General features: G+C 60.4%; 15 protein-coding genes. 10 read left to right on the forward strand and 5 right to left on the reverse strand.

All coding sequences use genetic code 11. From position 1 onward, the window contains the following. The first annotated feature begins 5 nt into the window (after positions 1 to 5). From HWX91_RS34625 to narI, 7 genes are all read left to right on the forward strand, one after another. Positions 6 to 731: a response regulator gene (locus tag HWX91_RS34625; protein ID WP_028197278.1), complete on the forward strand. Its 726-nt coding sequence runs from the start codon at positions 6 to 8 to the stop codon at positions 729 to 731. 140 nt (positions 732 to 871) lie between these two features. Further along, the gene (locus HWX91_RS34630; RefSeq protein ID WP_081833100.1) at positions 872 to 2224 is read left to right on the forward strand and encodes an MFS transporter; all 1353 of its coding nucleotides are present in this window, start codon (positions 872 to 874) and stop codon (positions 2222 to 2224) included. Beyond that, positions 2221 to 3654 carry a NarK family nitrate/nitrite MFS transporter gene (locus HWX91_RS34635; RefSeq protein ID WP_028197277.1) on the forward strand — a complete coding sequence of 478 codons (1434 nt, stop codon included), beginning with the start codon at positions 2221 to 2223 and terminating at the stop codon, positions 3652 to 3654. The genes HWX91_RS34630 and HWX91_RS34635 overlap by 4 nt, the downstream gene beginning before the upstream one ends. Positions 3655 to 3691: 37 nt before the next feature. Further along, complete coding sequence (locus HWX91_RS34640) at positions 3692 to 7474, forward strand: nitrate reductase subunit alpha (protein WP_028197276.1); 3783 nt, start codon at positions 3692 to 3694, stop codon at positions 7472 to 7474. Next, the gene (gene narH / locus HWX91_RS34645; protein WP_028197275.1) at positions 7471 to 8994 is read left to right on the forward strand and encodes a nitrate reductase subunit beta; all 1524 of its coding nucleotides are present in this window, start codon (positions 7471 to 7473) and stop codon (positions 8992 to 8994) included. Before HWX91_RS34640 ends, narH begins: the two co-directional genes overlap by 4 nt. A gap of 11 nt (positions 8995 to 9005) precedes the next feature. Next, entirely contained in the window at positions 9006 to 9725 is a 720-nt protein-coding gene (narJ, locus tag HWX91_RS34650) for a nitrate reductase molybdenum cofactor assembly chaperone (RefSeq protein WP_042275368.1), read from the forward strand. Next, positions 9722 to 10447: a respiratory nitrate reductase subunit gamma gene (gene narI, locus HWX91_RS34655; protein ID WP_028197273.1), complete on the forward strand. Its 726-nt coding sequence runs from the start codon at positions 9722 to 9724 to the stop codon at positions 10445 to 10447. Before narJ ends, narI begins: the two co-directional genes overlap by 4 nt. Before the next feature lie 30 nt (positions 10448 to 10477). Here narI and HWX91_RS34660 read toward each other — a convergent pair whose 3' ends face one another. Further along, complete coding sequence (locus tag HWX91_RS34660; protein WP_028197272.1) at positions 10478 to 11386, reverse strand: LysR family transcriptional regulator; 909 nt, start codon at positions 11384 to 11386, stop codon at positions 10478 to 10480. 123 nt (positions 11387 to 11509) lie between these two features. On the opposite strand from HWX91_RS34660, the gene HWX91_RS34665 reads away from it, so the two are divergent. Both HWX91_RS34665 and HWX91_RS34670 read left to right on the forward strand, forming a co-directional pair. Then, on the forward strand, positions 11510 to 12568 hold the full coding sequence (locus HWX91_RS34665) for an SDR family oxidoreductase (RefSeq protein ID WP_028197271.1): 1059 nt from the start codon (positions 11510 to 11512) through the stop codon (positions 12566 to 12568). Positions 12569 to 12665: 97 nt separating this feature from the next. After that, positions 12666 to 13811 (forward strand): nucleoside hydrolase, encoded by a 1146-nt coding sequence (locus HWX91_RS34670; protein WP_028197270.1) that lies wholly within the window; start codon positions 12666 to 12668, stop codon positions 13809 to 13811. A gap of 37 nt (positions 13812 to 13848) precedes the next feature. On the opposite strand, the gene HWX91_RS34675 is transcribed toward HWX91_RS34670, so the two are convergent. Further along, positions 13849 to 14805 carry a LysR family transcriptional regulator gene (locus HWX91_RS34675; protein WP_028197269.1) on the reverse strand — a complete coding sequence of 319 codons (957 nt, stop codon included), beginning with the start codon at positions 14803 to 14805 and terminating at the stop codon, positions 13849 to 13851. 927 nt (positions 14806 to 15732) lie between these two features. Continuing rightward, entirely contained in the window at positions 15733 to 16785 is a 1053-nt protein-coding gene (locus HWX91_RS34680; RefSeq protein WP_028197268.1) for an NAD(P)-dependent alcohol dehydrogenase, read from the reverse strand. A 320-nt stretch (positions 16786 to 17105) separates the two neighbouring features. Here HWX91_RS34680 and HWX91_RS34685 point away from each other — a divergent pair, with 320 nt between their 5' ends. Then, positions 17106 to 18104 (forward strand): AraC family transcriptional regulator, encoded by a 999-nt coding sequence (locus HWX91_RS34685; protein ID WP_042275330.1) that lies wholly within the window; start codon positions 17106 to 17108, stop codon positions 18102 to 18104. Between the two features lie 20 nt (positions 18105 to 18124). Here HWX91_RS34685 and HWX91_RS34690 read toward each other — a convergent pair whose 3' ends face one another. Further along, entirely contained in the window at positions 18125 to 18898 is a 774-nt protein-coding gene (locus tag HWX91_RS34690; RefSeq protein ID WP_028197266.1) for a molybdopterin-dependent oxidoreductase, read from the reverse strand. Further along, positions 18895 to 19527 carry a cytochrome b/b6 domain-containing protein gene (locus HWX91_RS34695; protein WP_028197265.1) on the reverse strand — a complete coding sequence of 211 codons (633 nt, stop codon included), beginning with the start codon at positions 19525 to 19527 and terminating at the stop codon, positions 18895 to 18897. The genes HWX91_RS34690 and HWX91_RS34695 overlap by 4 nt, the downstream gene beginning before the upstream one ends. Positions 19528 to 19619: the final 92 nt, after the last annotated feature.

A 19619-nucleotide genomic window follows, 5' to 3' on the forward strand; every position in this document is an offset into this window, starting at 1 on the left:
CTTAGATGACGATTCCAATTCGTTTGCTGGTGGTCGACGATCACACGTTGTTCCGGCGCGGGCTGATCTCCCTGCTGCACGAAGACGCACGATTCCAGGTAGTCGGCGAAGCGGCCGATGCCGGCGAGGCGCAACGGCGGGCCGGTGAACTACAGCCCGATCTGATCCTGCTGGATAACCATCTGCCGGGCGTAAGCGGGATCGACGCACTCAAGGATCTACGTGAGGCCGCGCCACAGGCCCGAGTGTTGATGCTGACCGTAAGCGAAGACGAACGCGATCTGGGCGCCGCGCTGCGCTGCGGCGCGCAGGGGTACCTGCTGAAAACCGTCGATGCCAACACGCTCGCCGAGTCGATCGTGCGAACCATGCGGGACGAGGCGGTAGTGAGTCCCGAGATGACGGGCAAGCTGGTGTCGGCGTATCGGGCCGCGGCGGCGAACGACACGTCGGCGGGCGTGAGAGCCGCGCCTGAGGTCATGGCGATGCCACCGGCCGTTGTCGACGCAGCGCAGGCACAACTTGCACCGGGTATTGTGCTATCGGCCCGGGAGCAGGAAATCCTTGCGCATATTGCTCTGGGCGCGAGCAACAAGGAGATCGCTCGCGCGCTGGCAATTGCGGAGACCACGGTCAAGATTCATGTACAGCATATTTTGCGCAAGCTGAAGTTGGGCTCGAGGGTGCAAGCTGCTGTGTATGCGACGGTGAATTCGATCGTTATCGATTAACACCCGATTAGCAATACTCCGAAAGAACTACCCCTAGGAATTTTCCTACTCCTTCTGCACCCAATCAAACTTCCTTCGGAAGGATACCGAATCCGCATCTAAGACGGCAAAGTCAGAGTCATGGAAAAGGAGTGATTCCCATGACAAAGACCGCTGTCGGCAACAGCGCCGCAACCCCACCCAAAGCATGGTCGGTTCTGATCGCGAGCACCTTCGCGTTCACCGTGTGTTTTATGGTGTGGATGATGTTCGGCGTGATCGGCATCCCGATCCGTCAATCCCTTCATCTGAACGAAACCGAGTTTGGCATGCTGGCCGCGCTACCGGTCCTGACCGGCTCGCTCGTGCGCGTGCCGCTCGGCATCTGGACCGATCGCTATGGCGGTCGCGTCGTCATGGCCGCTCTGATGCTCGCCACCGTGCCGGCAATCTGGTTGATGAGCTATGCGACCAGCTATTGGCAGTTTCTCGTCATCGGTCTGTTCGTCGGGCTGGCAGGAGGATCGTTCTCGGTTGGCACGCCGTATGTGGCCCGCTGGTTTCCGCAGGAGCGCCGTGGTTTTGCCATGGGCATCTTCGGTGCGGGCAATTCAGGTGCGGCCGTCAACAAGTTCGTCGCGCCCGCTATCCTCGTTGCCTTCGGTTGGGGCATGGTCGCGAAAACCTACGCGGTTGCCATGCTTGCCGCCGTGGTTCTGTTCTGGCTTTTTACCGCAAGCGATCCTTCGCATCGCGTGCCGAACAACCAGCGTTTCGTCGATCAACTGCGGGCACTCAAGGACCCACGCGTTCTCAAGTATTGCCAGTACTACAGCATCGTGTTTGGCGGCTACGTCGGGCTCTCGTTGTGGATGGTGCAGTACTACGTCGGTGAGTATGGGCTCGACATTCGTGTCGCTGCTTTGCTTGCGGCGTGCTTCTCGCTGCCCGGCGGTGTCCTGCGTGCGATGGGTGGCTGGCTCTCGGATCGCTATGGCGCGCATCGCGTGACGTGGTGGGTGATGTGGGTGAGCTGGATTTGCCTGTTCCTGCTCAGCTATCCACAAACCGTTTTCACGATTGCGACCGTCGACGGTCCCAAGGTCTTCCATCTCGGTCTCAACGTCGTCTGGTTCACGGTGCTGATGTTCGTGCTCGGTATTGCTTTCGCGTTCGGCAAGGCCAGCACCTTCAAGTATATCGGCGATGAGTTTCCGGACAACATTGGAGCGATCTCCGGCATCGTTGGCTTGGCCGGCGGTCTGGGCGGCTTCGCGTTGCCGATTCTGTTCGGCGTACTGGTCGATCTCACAGGCATCCGTTCGAGCGCCTTCATGCTGCTTTACGGCGTCGTGTGGGTGTCGCTGATCTGGATGTATCTCACCGAAGTCCGCCGCACCGATGTGATGACCGCAGGCGCAAGCCCCGCCGATGTCACGCGCAATCAGGTTTCGACTCAGGCCTCGACCCAGGCTTCGACTCAAGTTTCTTCTCAAGCAGGAACCCCATCATGAATATCTCGACAGCACGCGCGAGAGCCGGCCGTACGCTGACTCTCTGGAAGCCCGAAGACAAGGCTTTCTGGAAGCAGGAGGGCGAGTCCGTCGCCAAACTCAATCTATGGATCTCGGTGCCTGCACTGTTTCTGGCATTCGCGATCTGGCAGGTGTGGAGTGTCGTGGCGGTCACCTTGCCGTCACTCGGTTTTCGCTATTCGACCAATCAGTTGTTCTGGCTCGCCGCGGCGCCGGCGCTCTCCGGCGCAACGCTGCGCATTTTCTACTCGTTCATGGTGCCGATTTTCGGCGGACGTCGCTGGACGGCGCTCTCCACTGCGTCCTTGCTGATTCCCGCGGTCGGGATCGGCTTCGCGGTGCAGGACAACACCACAAGCTATCCGACCATGTTGCTGCTCGCGCTCTTGTGCGGTTTTGGCGGCGGTAATTTCAGCTCCAGCATGGCCAACATCAGCTTCTTCTTTCCTAAGGAGCGTAAGGGTTCTGCGCTGGGCGTGAACGGCGGATTCGGCAACCTCGGTGTATCCGCGGTGCAGTTTCTGTCGCCACTGGTCATTACGGCCGGCGTGTTCGGCATTTTCGGCGGCGAGCCGCAACTGATGACGAAGGCAGGTCATGTATCTCAGGTGTGGATGCAGAACGCCGCGTTCATCTGGGTGCCATGGATCGCCATCTCCGCAGTCGCCGCATGGTTCGGCATGAACGATCTGGCCGACGCCAAGGCGTCTTTCGCCGCGCAAGCAAGCATCTTCCGCAGCCGTCACAACTGGCTGATGTGCACGTTGTATCTCGGTACGTTCGGTTCGTTTATCGGTTACTCCGCCGGTTTTCCATTGCTCATCAAGAGCCAGTTTCCGGACGTCAATCCGTTGACTTACGCATGGGTCGGACCGTTCGTCGGCGCGGCGATCCGTCCGGTAGGCGGTTGGCTTGCCGACAAGCTGGGTGGCGCGCGTGTCACGTTCTGGAATTTCGTCGTGATGGTGCTCGCGGTTGTGGGGGTTTTGTACTTCCTGCCGAAAACCGGCAGCGCCGCGTTCCCGTGGGGGCCGCATGCAGGAGCGTTCGCCGGCTTCTTCGCGATGTTCATGCTGCTTTTCCTGACTACCGGCATTGGCAACGGCTCCACGTTCCGGATGATTCCGGTGATTTTCCTGAACCTGCGGCTGCGCGGCGTACCGCCCAACGACCAGGAAGCACTCGCCCACGCAAATCGCGAAGGCAATACAGAGGGCGCGGCCGCGATCGGGTTTGCCGGCGCGATTGGCGCATACGGCGGCTTCTTCATTCCGAAAAGCTACGGCAGCTCGATTCTCGCCAGCGGCGGCCCCGAACTGGCGTTGTACGGGTTCATCGCCTTTTACGTGCTGTGTGTCGGACTGACCTGGTGGTTTTACGCGCGGCGCAATGCCGGGATGCCGTGTTGAGCGCGGCGCTGAAAAGCATTAGACAAGGATTGAAATCATGAGTCACTTTCTGGACAGACTGAAATACTTCGCGCAGCCGCGCGAGCGTTTCGCCAAAGGTCACGGCGTAACCACAGGGGAAGACCGCACGTGGGAGGACGCGTACCGTGCGCGCTGGCAGCACGACAAGATCGTACGTTCGACGCATGGGGTGAATTGCACGGGCTCGTGCTCGTGGAAGATTCATGTGAAGGGGGGCATTGTCACCTGGGAAACGCAGCAGACCGACTACCCGCGTACGCGTGCCGACCTGCCGAACCATGAGCCGCGTGGCTGTGCACGTGGTGCGAGCTATAGCTGGTATCTGTACAGCGCCAATCGCGTCAAGTATCCGCTGGTGCGCGCACGCCTGCTCAAGCATTGGCGTGCAGCGCGCGCGGTGGCCGCGAGCCCCGTCGACGCATGGGCCAGCGTCGTCGAGAACGACACGCAACGCCGCGACTACCAAAGTCAGCGCGGTTTGGGTGGTTTCGTGCGGGCCGACTGGAACGAGGTCAACGAGATTGTCGCCGCGGCCAACGTTTATACGATCAGGAAGCATGGACCTGACCGCGTCGTCGGCTTCTCGCCGATTCCGGCGATGTCCATGGTCAGCTACGCGGCGGGGAGCCGGTATCTGAGTCTGATCGGCGGCGTCTGCATGAGTTTTTACGACTGGTACTGCGATTTGCCGCCGTCGAGCCCGCAGGTATGGGGCGAGCAAACGGACGTGCCGGAATCGGCGGACTGGTACAACTCGAGCTACATCATCGCGTGGGGCTCGAATGTGCCGCAAACGCGCACGCCCGACGCGCATTTCTTCACCGAGGTGCGTTATCGCGGCACCAAGACGGTTGCGGTGACGCCTGACTATTCAGAAGTCGCCAAGCTCGCCGATCTGTGGATGCACCCGCGCCAGGGCACCGACGCGGCACTGGCAATGGCAATGGGCCACGTGATCCTGCGCGAGTTCTACTTCAACAAACGCAGCGCGTATTTCGACGACTACGCACGCCGCTACACCGATCTGCCGCTGCTCGTGCAATTGAAGCCGCATATGCTGCCGGATGGCCGCGAGGTGCTGGTGCCGGACCGCTATGTCCGTGCCGACGACTTCAACGGCAAACTCGGGCAGGACAACAATCCCGACTGGAAAACAGTGGCCTTTGACGAGCACGGCAAGGTTGTTCTACCGCAGGGCTCGATCGGCTTTCGCTGGGGGCCGGACGGCCGCGCCGATGCCGGCCGCTGGAACCTCGAAGCGAAAGAAGGACGCCATGGCGACGCCGTGAAGCTCAAGCTGTCGGTGCTGGAAGATGGCGCGCAGCAACATGAGGTCGTGACGGTCGGTTTCCCTTACTTCGGCGGCATCGACACGCCGCATTTCACGGCCAGCAAGCAGAACGATGTGCTGGCGCGCCAGGTGCCCGCGGTACGCATCCCGCTGGGCAAGGCCGGTGAAGAGCGCGAGGTGCTGGTCGCCACGGTATTCGATCTGCTGGCTGCGAACTATGGCGTGGATCGCGGTTTCGGCGGCGCCGCGGACTATCACGACGACGTGCCGTACACCCCTGCATGGCAGGAAAAGATCACGGGCGTTTCGCGTGACCAGGTGATCACCGTCGCGCGGGAATTCGCGGAGAACGCGGACAAGACGCACGGAAAGTCGATGGTGATTATCGGCGCGGCGATGAACCATTGGTTTCATGCCGACATGAACTACCGTGGCGTGATCAATATGCTGATGCTGTGCGGTTGCATCGGCCAAAGCGGCGGCGGCTGGGCGCACTACGTGGGCCAGGAGAAGCTGCGGCCGCAAACCGGCTGGACCGCGCTTGCATTTGCGCTCGACTGGATCCGGCCGCCGCGGCAGATGAACTCCACCAGCTTCTTCTACGCACACACCGATCAGTGGCGCTACGAAAAGCTGGGCGTCGACGAAATTCTGTCGCCGCTCGCGGATAAACAGCAATACAGCGGGTCGTTGATCGATTACAACGTGCGCGCCGAGCGCATGGGATGGCTGCCTTCCGCACCTCAGTTGCAAACCAATCCCTTGCAGGTAGCCGCCGACGCACAAGCCGCCGGACTCGACGCGAAGGACTACGTGGCGCGCACGCTGAAAGACGGCTCCCTGAAGATGAGTTGCGAGGATCCCGATCATCCGGACAACTGGCCGCGCAACATGTTCGTGTGGCGTTCGAATCTGCTGGGCTCGTCGGGCAAGGGGCACGAGTACTTCCTCAAACATCTGCTCGGTACCAGCCACGGCGTGCAAGGCCGCGATCTCGGCGACGACGATGCGAGGCCGCATGAGGTCACCTGGCATGACAAGGCGCCCGAAGGCAAACTCGATTTGCTGGTGACGCTCGACTTCCGCATGAGCACCACGTGTCTGTACTCCGACATCGTATTGCCGACAGCGACCTGGTACGAAAAAAACGATCTGAACACGAGCGACATGCATCCGTTCATCCACCCGCTTTCGAGCGCGGTCGATCCGGCATGGCAGGCGCGCAGCGATTGGGAAATCTACAAAGGCTTCGCGCAGAAGTTTAGCGAAGTCTGCGTTGGTCATCTGGGTGTCGAGAAAGAGGTGGTGCTGACACCGCTGATGCATGACACCCCTGCTGAACTTGCGCAGCCCTACGACGTGCGCGACTGGAAGCGTGGCGAATGCGAACTGATTCCAGGCAAGACCGCACCGCAAGTCAATGTGGTCGAGCGTGATTATCCGAATGTGTATCGGCGCTTCACTGCCCTGGGGCCGTTGATGGACAAAGTCGGCAACGGCGGCAAGGGTATCGCGTGGAACACCCAGACGGAAGTCGGGCAACTGGCCGAACTGAACGGCACGGTGCGCGACGCCGGCGCGACCCAGGGCATGGTGAAGATCGACAGCGACATCGACGCATGCGAAGTGCTGTTGATGCTCGCGCCTGAAACCAATGGCCACGTCGCGGTGAAAGCATGGGACGCCCTGTCGAAAATCACCGGTCGCGAGCATACCCATCTGGCGATGCATCGCGAGGACGAGAAGATCCGCTATCGCGACGTGCAGGCGCAACCGCGCAAGATCATTTCGTCGCCTACATGGAGCGGTCTGGAAAGCGAGAAGGTGTCGTACAACGCCGGCTATACCAACGTGCACGAGCTGATTCCATGGCGCACGCTGACGGGCCGCCAGCAGTTCTATCAGGACCACCCGTGGATGCGCGATTTCGGCGAAGGCTTCGTCAGCTATCGGCCGCCGGTCGATCTGAAAGCGGCATCGCCGATGCATGGCCGCAAGCCGAATGGACACAAGGAAATCGCGCTCAACTTCATTACACCACACCAGAAATGGGGCATTCACAGCACGTACACCGATAACCTGATCATGCTTACGCTCAACCGCGGCGGTCCGGTGATCTGGCTGAGCGAAGACGATGCGAAAGAGGCGGGTATCGAAGACAACGATTGGGTCGAACTCTTCAACATCAACGGTGCGATCGCGGCGCGCGCGGTGGTCAGTCAGCGCGTCAATCCGGGCATGGTGATGATGTATCACGCACAGGAAAAGATTGTGAACGTGCCGGGCTCGGAAATCACCGGCACGCGCGGCGGCATTCATAACTCGGTGACGCGCATCGTGCTCAAACCCACGCACATGATCGGCGGCTATGCACAGCTTAGCTACGGTTTTAACTACTACGGAACCATCGGCACCAATCGCGACGAATTCGTCCTCGTGCGCAAGATGGCGAAGGTGGACTGGCTCGACGATGAGCCGGTTCTCGCAGCAAACGGAGGTCGGCAATGAAAATTCGCGCACAGATCGGCATGGTGCTCAATCTGGACAAGTGCATCGGCTGTCACACCTGTTCGGTGACGTGCAAGAACGTCTGGACCAATCGCGAAGGCGTGGAGTACGCGTGGTTCAACAACGTCGAGACGAAACCCGGCATCGGCTATCCGAAGCAGTGGGAGAACCAGGACAAATGGAACGGCGGCTGGAAGCGGAACGCGGACGGCTCGATCGAGCCGCGCCAGGGCAGCCGGATGAAGGTGCTCTCGCGCATCTTTGCGAACCCGAATCTGCCGCAGATCGACGATTACTACGAGCCGTTCACGTTCGATTATGAACATCTGCAGGCCGCGCCGGAAAGCAAGGCGCCCCCCGTCGCACGACCGCGCAGCCTGCTGACCGGCAAGCGGATGGAGAAGATCGAGTGGGGGCCGAACTGGGAAGAGATTCTTGGTGGCGAGTTCGAGAAGCGCAGCAAGGACAAGAATTTCGACGATGTGCAGAAGGACATCTACGGCCAGTTCGAAAACACCTTCATGATGTATTTGCCGCGGCTTTGCGAGCACTGCCTGAATCCGGCCTGCGTTGCGAGTTGCCCGTCGGGCTCGATCTACAAGCGCGAGGAAGATGGCATCGTGCTGATCGATCAGGACAAGTGCCGCGGCTGGCGCATGTGCGTTTCCGGCTGTCCGTACAAGAAGATTTACTACAACTGGCAGTCCGGCAAGGCCGAGAAGTGCATTTTCTGCTACCCGCGTATCGAAAGCGGTCAGCCGACCGTGTGTTCGGAAACCTGTGTCGGCCGGATTCGCTACCTCGGCGTGCTGCTGTACGACGCGGATCGTATTGAGGAAGCGGCATCTGTCGAACGCGAAACCGATCTGTATCAGGCGCAGCTCGACGTATTCCTGGATCCGAACGACCCGAAGGTGATCGAGCAGGCGCGGGCCGACGGCGTGCCGCAGGCATGGCTCGATGCGGCAAAAAACAGTCCTGTCTACAAGATGGCGATGGAATGGCGCGTTGCCTTGCCGCTGCATCCGGAGTACCGCACGCTGCCGATGGTGTGGTACGTGCCGCCGCTTTCACCGATCACCACGGCGGCGAGCGAAGGGCACATGAGCCTGAACGGTGAAATTCCGGACGTCACGCAGTTGCGTATCCCTGTCAAGTATCTGGCGAATCTGCTGACTGCCGGTGACGAGGCGCCCGTGATCAGCGCGCTCGAGCGGATGCTTGCAATGCGCACCTATCAACGTGAGAAACATGTTGACGGTCGGGAAAACGCGGCGGTGCTAGCACAAGTGGGCATGACCCAGCCGGAAGTGGAGGACATGTATCGCGTGATGGCGCTCGCGAACTACGAGGACCGCTTCGTGGTGCCGAGCACGCACCGCGAATATGCGGAGAACCTGTACGACCTGAAGGGCGGTTGCGGCTTTTCGTTCGGCAACGGTTGCTCCGATGGCGCGAGCGAAACGAGTCTGTTCGGTGGGAAAAAGCGCCGCACGATTCCGATCAAGGCAAAGGTGTGAGAGGTGGAATGATGAACAACGAGCCCATTTATGAACCCCACAGCACGGCGGCACGTGTACTTGCCGCGTTGCTGAGCTACCCGGATGCCCAGTTGCGTGCATTACTGCCGGAGCTGGCAATTACCTTGCTTGGCGACACGGCGCTGTCGGCTGAGCGTCGCGCAGCGGTCTTTGCGCTGACGGCCGATTTGCAGCACAGCGATCCTCTCGAAGCGGAAGCTCGCTATGTCGATACGTTCGACCGCAGCCGCCGCACGTCGCTCCATTTGTTCGAGCATGTGCATGGCGATTCGCGTGAGCGCGGCCCGGCGATGATCGATCTTCAACAAACCTATGAGCAGCAAGGATTGTTGCTCGCACCCGGCGAGTTGCCGGACTACCTGCCCGTGGTGCTGGAGTTTGCGTCCACGCAGCCTCAAAAAGTCGCGCGCGAGTTCCTCGCCGAGATGGCGCATCTGCTGCAATCGATTCATGCCGCGCTGGCGCGCCAGGATAGCCCTTATGCGGCAGCCGTGGCTGCCGCGCTCGATCTCGCGGGCGAACCGGTGCAAGCGCCCGAGACCGTACCGGAGGCGCCACCCGAGGCTCCGCTCGACGAGCAATGGGCCGAGCCTGCGGTTTTCGACGGCTGCTCCGTGGCAGGCCAGAACGCGGCGCCTGCTGTGCAGCCCATCCAGATCGTTCGGCGCGACGCTGCATCGCCACGCCGATCCAAGGAGGTCACGGTATGAACTACCTCGATACGTTCTTATTCGGCATCTACCCGTACCTATGTCTGGTGGTGTTCCTGGTCGGCAGTCTGTTGCGTTACGACCGCGATCAGTACACCTGGAAAAGCGATTCGTCGCAGATGCTGCGCACCGGTACTTTACGTTGGGGCAGCAATCTGTTTCACGTCGGTGTGCTGTTCCTGATGTTCGGTCATTTCTTCGGCATGCTGACGCCGCACGTGCTGTACGAATCGTTCATCAGCGCCGGCGCGAAGCAGGTCGTGGCGATGGTGTCGGGCGGTATCGCGGGCACGCTGGCGTTTGTCGGCGTAACCATGCTGCTGATCCGCCGGCTCGGCGACGCGCGCATCCGTGCCAATTCGAAAACCAGCGACATCGTGCTGCTGGTGTTGTTGTGGGTGCAACTGGTTCTCGGTCTCGGCACGATCCCAATGTCAGCGCAGCATCTGGACGGCAGCATGATGATGAAACTCGCCGGCTGGGCACAGCACATCGTCACCTTCCAGGGCGGCGCTGCTGCGCTCATCGCTGAAGCGAGCTGGGTGTTCAAGGCCCACATGTTCCTCGGCATGACGCTGTTTCTGGTGTTTCCGTTCACGCGCCTCGTGCATGTCTGGAGCGGTTTTGCATCGTTGGCGTATCTGGTGCGGCCGTGGCAGGTGGTGCGCGATCGGCGTCTGAACCTGCCGGCGGGACAGAATACGCCGCCGCGGCGCTCGTGACTTTGCCGTGCGGGTTGCGGGCGATGCGCGTCAATCGACGCGCATCCGTTCCACCAGAAAGTCGAGCAACGCGCGCACGCGGGCGGGCAGGTGGCCGCCCTGGCCCAGATAAAGCGCGCTGACCGGTTCGGTCTCACCGGAATCGAATGCTTCGAGTAGCACGGTGAGGCGGCCGGCGGCCACGTCGTCGCGCACCTGAAAAGCGGCAAGCCGCGCCAACCCCACGCCGGCGAGAGTGAGTTGGCGCAGCGTTTCCCCGTCGCTGACCTGCGCATTGCCTTCTACGGGCACGTCGATCCGGCGTCGCGCTTCATCGAGCAGCGGCCAGCCGCTCGCCGCCCGTGCAAAGCCAAATCCCAGCCGGTTGTGCGTTGCCAGATCAGCCGGTGTTTGGGGCGTGCCGTGGCGGGCCAGATAGGCCGGTGCCGCGACAATCACCATCTTCGCGTCACCTAGCCTGCGCGCCACCAGTTGCGAATCCTTGAGCGGACCGCTGCGCAGCGCGACATCGGTGCGTTGTTCGAGCAGGTCGATCACCTGATCGGTCAACACGATATCGAGTGTAATGTCGGGATGGGCGGCGAGAAATTCAGGCACGAGCGGCAACAGATAGTGCCGCCCGAGCGGCACATTCGCATGCACACGCAGGCGGCCGCGGGGCGTTGAGCCCGTGGCCGCGCCGCGTTCGGTTTCGTCGAGCTCGGCGAGCACGCGCACACCGCGTTCGTAGAACACGCAGCCTTCCGGCGTGAGTTGCAGATTGCGCGTCGAGCGGTTCACCAGCCGCGCGCCCAGCCGGGCCTCGAGACGCGACACCAGCTTGCTGACAGCCGACGGTGTCATTCCCAGTGCGCGTGCCGCTGCCGAAAACCCGCCTAGCTCGACCGCGCGGACGAACACTTCGAGTTCGCCGGAACGGTTCACATCCAAACGTGCCATCGTGAGTTCAGTTCACAGGTGATATGCCATCCGGCAGTCTACCGAAAGCACTGTCGCGCCGATATCTTTCAGTTACCGGACGGCGTGGGCCGTCGCAACGAAATGAGCGATGGGAGCATGGGTATGAACGCAGTAAAGAAGGTGGCCCTGGTGGTCGGCGCACAGGGTGTGATCGGCCGCAATCTGGTCGATCATCTCGCCACGCTTGACGATTGGACGGTCATCGGCCTCGCGCGCCGTGGCGGCGAAGCCAGCGAGCGGGTGCAATACATCGCGGCCGACCTGCTGGATCAGGCCGACACCCGCTCGAAACTGGGTGCTTTGAATCACGTCACGCACGTGTTCTATGCCGCGTATCAGGATCGTCCGACCTGGGCCGAACTGGTGCCCCCGAATCTGGCGATGCTGGTCAACGTGCTCGACGCCATCGAGCCGGTCGCGGCGGGCTTGCAGCATGTGAGCCTGATGCAGGGCTACAAGGTCTACGGCGGCCATCTCGGGCCGTTCAAGACCCCCGCGCGCGAAGATGACGCGCACTTCATGCCGCCCGAGTTCATGTTCGACCAGCAGACGCTCCTGAGTTCGCGCCAGCAGGGCAAGCGCTGGACCTGGTCGGCGATCCGCCCTGCCGTGGTGGGCGGCTTCGCATTGGGTAATCCGATGAACCTGGCGGTGGCGATCGCCGTGTATGCATCGATGTCGAAAGAACTCGGCTTGCCTTTGCGCTTTCCCGGCAAACCCGGTGCTTACGACAAACTGCTGGAAATGACCGATGCCGGTTTGCTTGCGCGCGCAACGGTGTGGGCCGCGACGGAGCCGCGCGCCGCGAATCAGGCGTTCAACATCAGCAACGGCGACCTGTTCCGCTGGAACGACATGTGGCCGAAGATAGCCCGCTACTTCGCGCTGGATGTGGCGCCGCCGCTGCCCATGTCGCTCAATACGATCATGGCCGACAAGGCGTCGTTGTGGACGGGGATGGTGGCCCGGCACGGCTTGCACCCGGTTCCCTATCAGGACGTTTCCGCGTGGCGTTTTGCGGATTTCGTTTTTTCGTGGGATTACGACATGTTCGGCGACGGCTCGAAAGCACGACGTTTCGGTTTTCACGAATTTGTCGATACCGAGGCGATGTTTATCGCCATTTTCGATGACTTAAGAAGCAGAAAGCTGATTCCATGAATTACGCATTAAATCTGACGATTTTATTTCATTAGTTTTACGTTTATGATGAGTCTCCTTATCCGGGCAATACGATTGCATATAAAAGGAGACATCGGTGAAGAGGCTCTTCGTGGCATTAGCATGCGTGGCAAGTGTGGCGGTCGTCTCGGTACTTTCGGCGTGTGGCGGCAGCGATCTCAATGCGCAGACCAGTCCGCCCAAGGTGATTATCGACAGCGACTACAACACGCTGAGCGACGACGGCCAGTTAGGCGTAATGGCTGCGCAATTGCAGGCGCAAGGCTCGTTGAAAGTATTGGGCATTACGGTGGTGTCCGGTAATCAATGGTTGAAGCAGGGCGTATCGGACGCATTGAAATCGGTCGAGCGCCTTGGCGTTGAAAATCAGATTGGCGTCTATGCAGGCGCCAATTACGCGTTATCGCACGATTTCGCCACGATTGAAGCCGAGCAGAAGCAATTCCCCGGCGGCGACGGCTATCTCGGCGCGTGGAATACGCCCGAACCGAAGTCGGACAGCGATCTGATCGCGCCGCCGGACGGCTTCGCCACGCATACGAAAGTGCAGAGCCGGAGCGCGGTGGATTTCATCGTCGATTCGGTGAAGCAGTATCCGGGCGAGGTGACGATTCTGGCGATCGGCCCGCTGACGAACATTGCGCTCGCCACGCGTCAGCATCCCGAGATCGTTCCGTTGATCAAGCAGATCATTTACATGGGCGGTGCGATCGATGTGCCTGGCAACACCACGCCGACAGCCGAATTCAACTGGTGGTTCGATCCGGAGGCGGCGAAGACCGTGCTGCGCCTGCCGATCAAACAGGTAGTGATTCCGCTCGACGTGACCGATACCGTGAAGATGGACAAGGCGTTGTACGACCGCGTCGCGCACGATCCGACGAAGCAGACCATCATTACGCAATTGTTCAAGACGCTGAACGGCTATGGTTTCGACGGCAAGAACGGTTTCGAAACGAATCCGAACTACACCACGAACATCTGGGATACGTTGACGCTCGCGTATCTGATGCATCCGTCGTTTGCCACGCAGACGGTGGACGAATGGGTGGATGTGGATACGAGCTTCGGCGCCAATGACGGCAAGTCGACGGGTTACACCAGTTCACCGCCGGCGGGTTTGCAGAAGATGACGATCGTCAAACGCTTCGACAACCCGAGTTTTTTCAATTTTTACGTTGATCTATTGACGCGTCCGGTGCCGGTCATGCTGCCGAACTAACGCTTGCTGTGTGTTGCGCGTCTGCATGAAACCCGCCTCAGGCGGGGTGCAGGCCGCGCAACAGTTGACGAACGCGCGACAGGTCCTGATCGACGTGTTCGGTTTGCTCGAACAGCTCCGCGAGCCAGTCGACGAAAGCTCGCACGCGGGGCGACACCCGGCGATTCTTCACATACGCGACCGAGACCGGCATCGGCACGGGTTTCCATTGCGGCAGCACTTCGCGCAGCAGTCCCGAGTCGAGGTAGGGTTGCGCGGCGATTCGCGCGGGCTGGATCAGGCCGAGTCCTTGCAAGCCGCAGGTGAGGTACGCCTGCTCGTCGCTCACTTTGACGAAGCCTCTAACCTTGACGCTTTGCGCTTCGCCGTCCACTTCGAAATCGAAGTCGACTTCGCGGCCGTTGTGCGGCGACATGCAGTTGACGGCAGCGTGTCCGCGCAAGTCATCCAGGTCGAAAGGCGTGCCGTGACGGGCCAGGTAGGCCGGGCTGGCGCATGTCACGTGCTCGAGCGTGCCTAATTGCCGCGCGACCAGGTTTGAATCCGGCAATTCGCCTAGCTGGATGCTGCAGTCGATGGCTTCCGAGATCAGGTCGACTGTCCGGTTGCTGATGCCGATCGCCAGATCGAGATTTGGATAGCGGGTGTGGAAGTCGTCCAGTGCCGGCAGGACGATGGTGCTCGCTACCGCGCCGGGCATTTCAATGCGCAGGCGACCGGTCAGGTTATCCGTCGAGTGACGCAGGCTGGCTTCCATTTCGTCGATGTCGGCGAGGATTTGCGCACAGCGTTCGTAGTAGGCTGCGCCTTCTGGCGTGATGCTCAGACGGCGTGTTGTGCGTGTTAATAGGGCGGTGCCCAGTAAGGCCTCCAGGTTCTGGACGATCGTTGTCGCCGTCGCGCGGGGGATGTTGAGGGATTCCGCTGCGCGGGTGAAGCTGTTTGTGTCCACGATTCGGATGAATGTCCGCATTGCAGTTATTCTGTCGATCACGGTTTGGACTCCACGTTGGGGTTGGGTTTTTTTTGCCTCGCTGGCGGGTTTGTTGTTGATCCGGGTTTTTTTGGCCTTTCCTTGTTTTGTTAGTGGTCTATTAGTGTTGCCCCTGTGCGGGGCGGCACTTACTTGCTTTGCCGCCGCAAAGAAAGTAAGCAAAGAAAGCGGCTTCACACCGCTAGCTCATAAGCGGGTCCCCCGCACAGCCACGGTAGTGGTGCATCTGGAATCTGTGTTCTCGCACACTCCGCGTTAGTGACAAGGCAGTCATACCTCCGGCGGCGCTGCGCGCGCCGACGCCTGGTTCATAAGGCGTCCGATGGTTTTTCCAGGCACGTCGTAGCGTGCGGGCGGTAAGTCATACTGCGGTACTTCACGAACTGCATGTCGTACTCAGTGTTGCGGCAATTCTTCGAACCGTCTGCAGTATCTGAATTTCAATGGCGTCAAAAAGGCTGATCGCCGTTCTCAGCGCCGGTCGCGCTTATCGCGTCACGAGTTACTAGCTACTGGGTACTACTTATATTTGGTCTCGAAGGGGCGTCGAAGCGCCGGCTCACGGGCAATCACCGAGGCGAGACCAACGTCTCCCACCGCGCCGGGCGAACACCCGCGCCTTTGCAGATGATCCTTTCCGGCGAGCACGTAGTGCGAGGCGGGAGGTATGACTGCCTTGTCACTGAGGCGGAGTGTGCGAGGCGACAGATTCCAGATGCACCACTACCGCGGCTGTGCGGGGGACCCGCTTATGAGCTTGCGGTGTGAAGCCGCTTTCTTTTGCCTACTTTTCTTTGCGGCAGGCAAAGAAAAGTAGGTGCCGCCCCGCACAGGGGCAACGCTAATAGACCACTAACAAATCAAGGAAAGGCCAAAAAAAACCCAGATCAACAAAAAAAACGCCAACCAGGCAAAAATCAAAAAAAATCACTTCCGTAAGGAATCGAGATCAACCACAAACCGATACTTAACATCACTCTTAAGCATCCGTTCATAAGCCTCATTAATCCCCTGCATAGGAATCACCTCAATATCCGAAGTAATCCCATGCTCACCACAGAAATCCAGCATTTCCTGCGTCTCCGCAATCCCGCCAATTAGCGAACCAGCCAGCCGGCGACGCTTGAAAATCAGATTGAACACCTGCGGCGACGGATGATCGTGCTCGGGCGCCCCGACCAGCGTCATCGTCCCATCGCGCTTGAGCAGATTCAAAAACGGATTCAAATCATGCTGCGCAGCAACCGTATTCAGGATGAAATCGAAGCTATTGGCATGTGCCCCCATCTCGTCAGCATTCTTCGAAATGACAACCTCATGCGCACCAAGCCGCTTGGCATCTTCGATCTTCGACGGCGAGGTCGTGAACAGCACCACATGCGCGCCCATCGCACGGGCCAACTTCACGCCCATGTGACCCAGACCGCCAAGACCGACGATCCCGACCTTCTTGCCAGGACCGGCACCCCACGTGCGCAGCGGCGAATAGGTCGTGATACCCGCGCACAACAAAGGCGCCACGCCCGCCGGATCGAGATTCTCCGGCACTCGTAGCGTGAATGCCTCATCCACCACCAGTTGTGTCGAATAACCGCCGTAGGTAATCTGACCGTCAACCCGGTCCACACCGTTATACGTGCCGACAAAACCGTTTTCGCAATACTGTTCGAGATTTTCCTCGCAACTCGCGCAAGTGCGGCACGAATCGACCAGGCAGCCCACGCCCACCAGATCGCCCGCCTTGTATCTGGTCACGTCCGGCCCCACCGCCGTCACGCGGCCGACGATCTCATGGCCCGGTACCACCGGGAACACCGTGTTCTTCCATTCGTTGCGTGCCTGATGCAAGTCGGAATGGCACACACCGCAAAACAGGACTTCCATCTGCACGTCATGGGCGCGCAGTGCGCGGCGCTGGATTTCGAACGGAACGAGCGGCGCGTTAGCGTCGGTCGCTGCATAGGCATAAGTCGTGCTCATGGGTAACTCCAGCAAAGAGGGTGATGTCGCAAGGCGCCGGCGATGGGCGACGCGCGTCGCCGATGCGGCCAAACCTTGTAATGAACCGGGATCACGGCGCAGGCGATGACTGACATATTCACGAAAGCAGTGAACAGACAACCGCGCCCGGCGCAGCGCGGAAATAGATGATCCGGTAGGGTTCCCATAGTAGAAGCCGGGAGCGAGTCGGGGAATACCTGAATATCTTGAAGGTTTGCCTAAAACTCCTGATGACGAGCGCAGTAGGTCGTTTGATGCTAAATTTCAAGCATTATTCTCTTGCTCGTCACTATATCGTCATGTCACCTCGTTTCGTCGAACCCGCACCGGCCGATCACCGCCCAGCCCTCGATGGCCCCGCCGATCCCGCGCAGCAACGCCTCATCGAACTGTTCGACAAGCTCGCACCCAACCCGGGCATCACGCGCTCGAGCTTCGAAGGGGTCAATCTGATGCGCGCCAACAGCCCGATGCCGCGTATGCCGGTGATGTACGAACCGAGCATCGTGATCGTCTGCCAAGGGCGCAAGCGCGGTTATCTCGGCGATCAGGTATTCCAGTACGACGCGCAGCAGTACCTGGTACTGTCGGTACCGCTGCCGTTCGAGTGTGAAACCGAGGCGAGCCCGGACAAGCCGTTCCTGGGCATCTCGGTGCGCGTCGATCTGAGCATGGTGGCTGAGTTGCTGATGGCGTTGAATGAAACGCAGGGCACCGCGCAGAACGAGCCGCTCGGCATCTATTCGACGCCGCTCGATCCGGCCTTGAGCAACGCCGTGCAGCGTTTGATGGACGCGTTGGCCTCGCCGCTCGACGCGCGCATTCTCGCGCCAGGGGTGGTCCGCGAAATTTGCTATCGCGTGTTGACAGGCGAGCAGGGCGACGCGATTCGCGCGGCCCTAACGCATCAGAATCATTTCGGCCGTATTGCCAAGGCGTTAAGGCGCATTCATGCCGACTATCACGGGCAACTCGACGTCGACACGCTCGCCTCGGAGGCGGGGATGAGTCTCGCCGTTTTTCATGCGCAATTCAAGGCGGTGACCGCGACTTCGCCGATGCAGTACGTGAAGACCACGCGTTTGCATCACGCGCGCTTGCTGATGGTGCAGGACGGCTTGAATGCTGGCGCGGCCGCAGCGCGCGTCGGGTACGAAAGCGCGTCGCAGTTCAGCCGCGAGTTCAAGCGTCTGTTCGGCCTGAGCCCGGTCGACGAAGTCAAACGCATGCGCACCGTCTACGATGCGCCGCCGCCCCGTGTGGTCAAACCTGCCGCGCGCTACGTCACTGCGGTATAGACGCGCTTCAGCCGCGAGCGCTATAGCCCGCTAAACCAGTTGTACCCCTGGTCTTCCCAATAGCCGCCGGGGTTCGTGTTGGTCACGAAGATCGCCGCGATGTGCTTGGGATTCTTGAAGCCCAGTTTGGTCGGTACGCGCAGTTTCAGCGGGTAGCCGTATTTGGCCGGCAGCGGCGCGTCGCGGAAATCGAGCGTCAGTTGGGTTTGCGGATGCAAGGCCGTGGCCATGTCGAGGCTCGAGTAATAACGGTCCGCGCATTTGAAGCCGACATAGCGTGCGCTCAGATCGGCGCCGATGCGCTCCAGGAACGTGCGAAACGGCACGCCGCGCCATTGCCCGATCGCGCTCCATCCTTCAATGCAGATGTGCCGCGTAATCTGCGAAGCCTGCGGCAAGGCGCGCAACTGGTCGAGCGTCCACGTGCGCTTGTCCGATACGAGGCCCGACACTTCCAGTTGGAACGTCGAACCGTCGATATCCGGTGCATCGAACTCCGGATAGAACGCGTTGAACGGGAATGGATCGGTGATCTGGCTCGCCGAATAGGTGGGCGCGAGTTTGTTGCGATCGAATAACCACGCTTGCACGCGATCGTTCCAGCGCGACATGGCCCACAACACCTTGTCGACGGAATCGCCGTCCTGCATGTTGCAGCCGGAAAGCATCGCCAGCGCGCCGATCGAAAGCGACGAGCGCAGAAAGAGGCGCCGTTGCAGACGTTCGATTTGCGGTTTGTGGTCGGCGAGAACGATATCCGTGCTGCGCGAGTCCCGGCGCTTTGCTTCGCTCATGCCTCGCTCCTTTCGTGTGTGGTGATTCGGGTGCGACCGGTTAGCATCGGCGCTAGCGTGCGCGGCACCAGCAACACCAGCGCCAGATGCACGACGACAAAACCGACCACCCCCGCCATCGCGACAAAATGCACGCGACGCGCGAAATCGAAGCCGCCGAAGAGCGCGGCTAGCCACGAGAATTGCACCGGCTTCCAGATCGAGAGCCCCGAGGCGACCAGCAATACCCCAAGAAACAACACGAAAAGATAGAGCGCGCGCTGCACCGCGTTGTATTTGCCGGTATCGTGCGGCAGTTTGAATTGCATCGCGAGCGCTGCATCGTGAATGACGTCGCGCGGATAGACGGGCAGCAGCTTGCGCCGGAAATGTCCGCGTCCGATCCCATACGCCAGATATAGCAGGCCGTTCGCGCACAACAGCCACATCGCCGCGAAATGCCAGGCAATCGAGCCGCCCAGCCAGCCGCCGACGGTCGCCCACACCGGAAATCTGAACGGAAAGAAGGGCGACGCGTTATAGATCGCCCAGCCGCTCATCACCATGCACACCATCGCGAAGGCGTTGATCCAGTGCGTGATGCGTACGACGAGCGGGTGGACGATAAAGCGTGCTGGCGGTTTAGGCATGGTGAGCGGCGATGAAACAGGCGGAAATCTGCAAGCCGCGTCGTTGAGGCACGCGGCTGCCCGGACAACAGGGACAGCGCGCGTTTGCAACG

This window comes from Paraburkholderia fungorum, assembly GCF_902833645.1.
Taxonomy (GTDB): Bacteria; Pseudomonadota; Gammaproteobacteria; order Burkholderiales; family Burkholderiaceae; genus Paraburkholderia; species Paraburkholderia fungorum.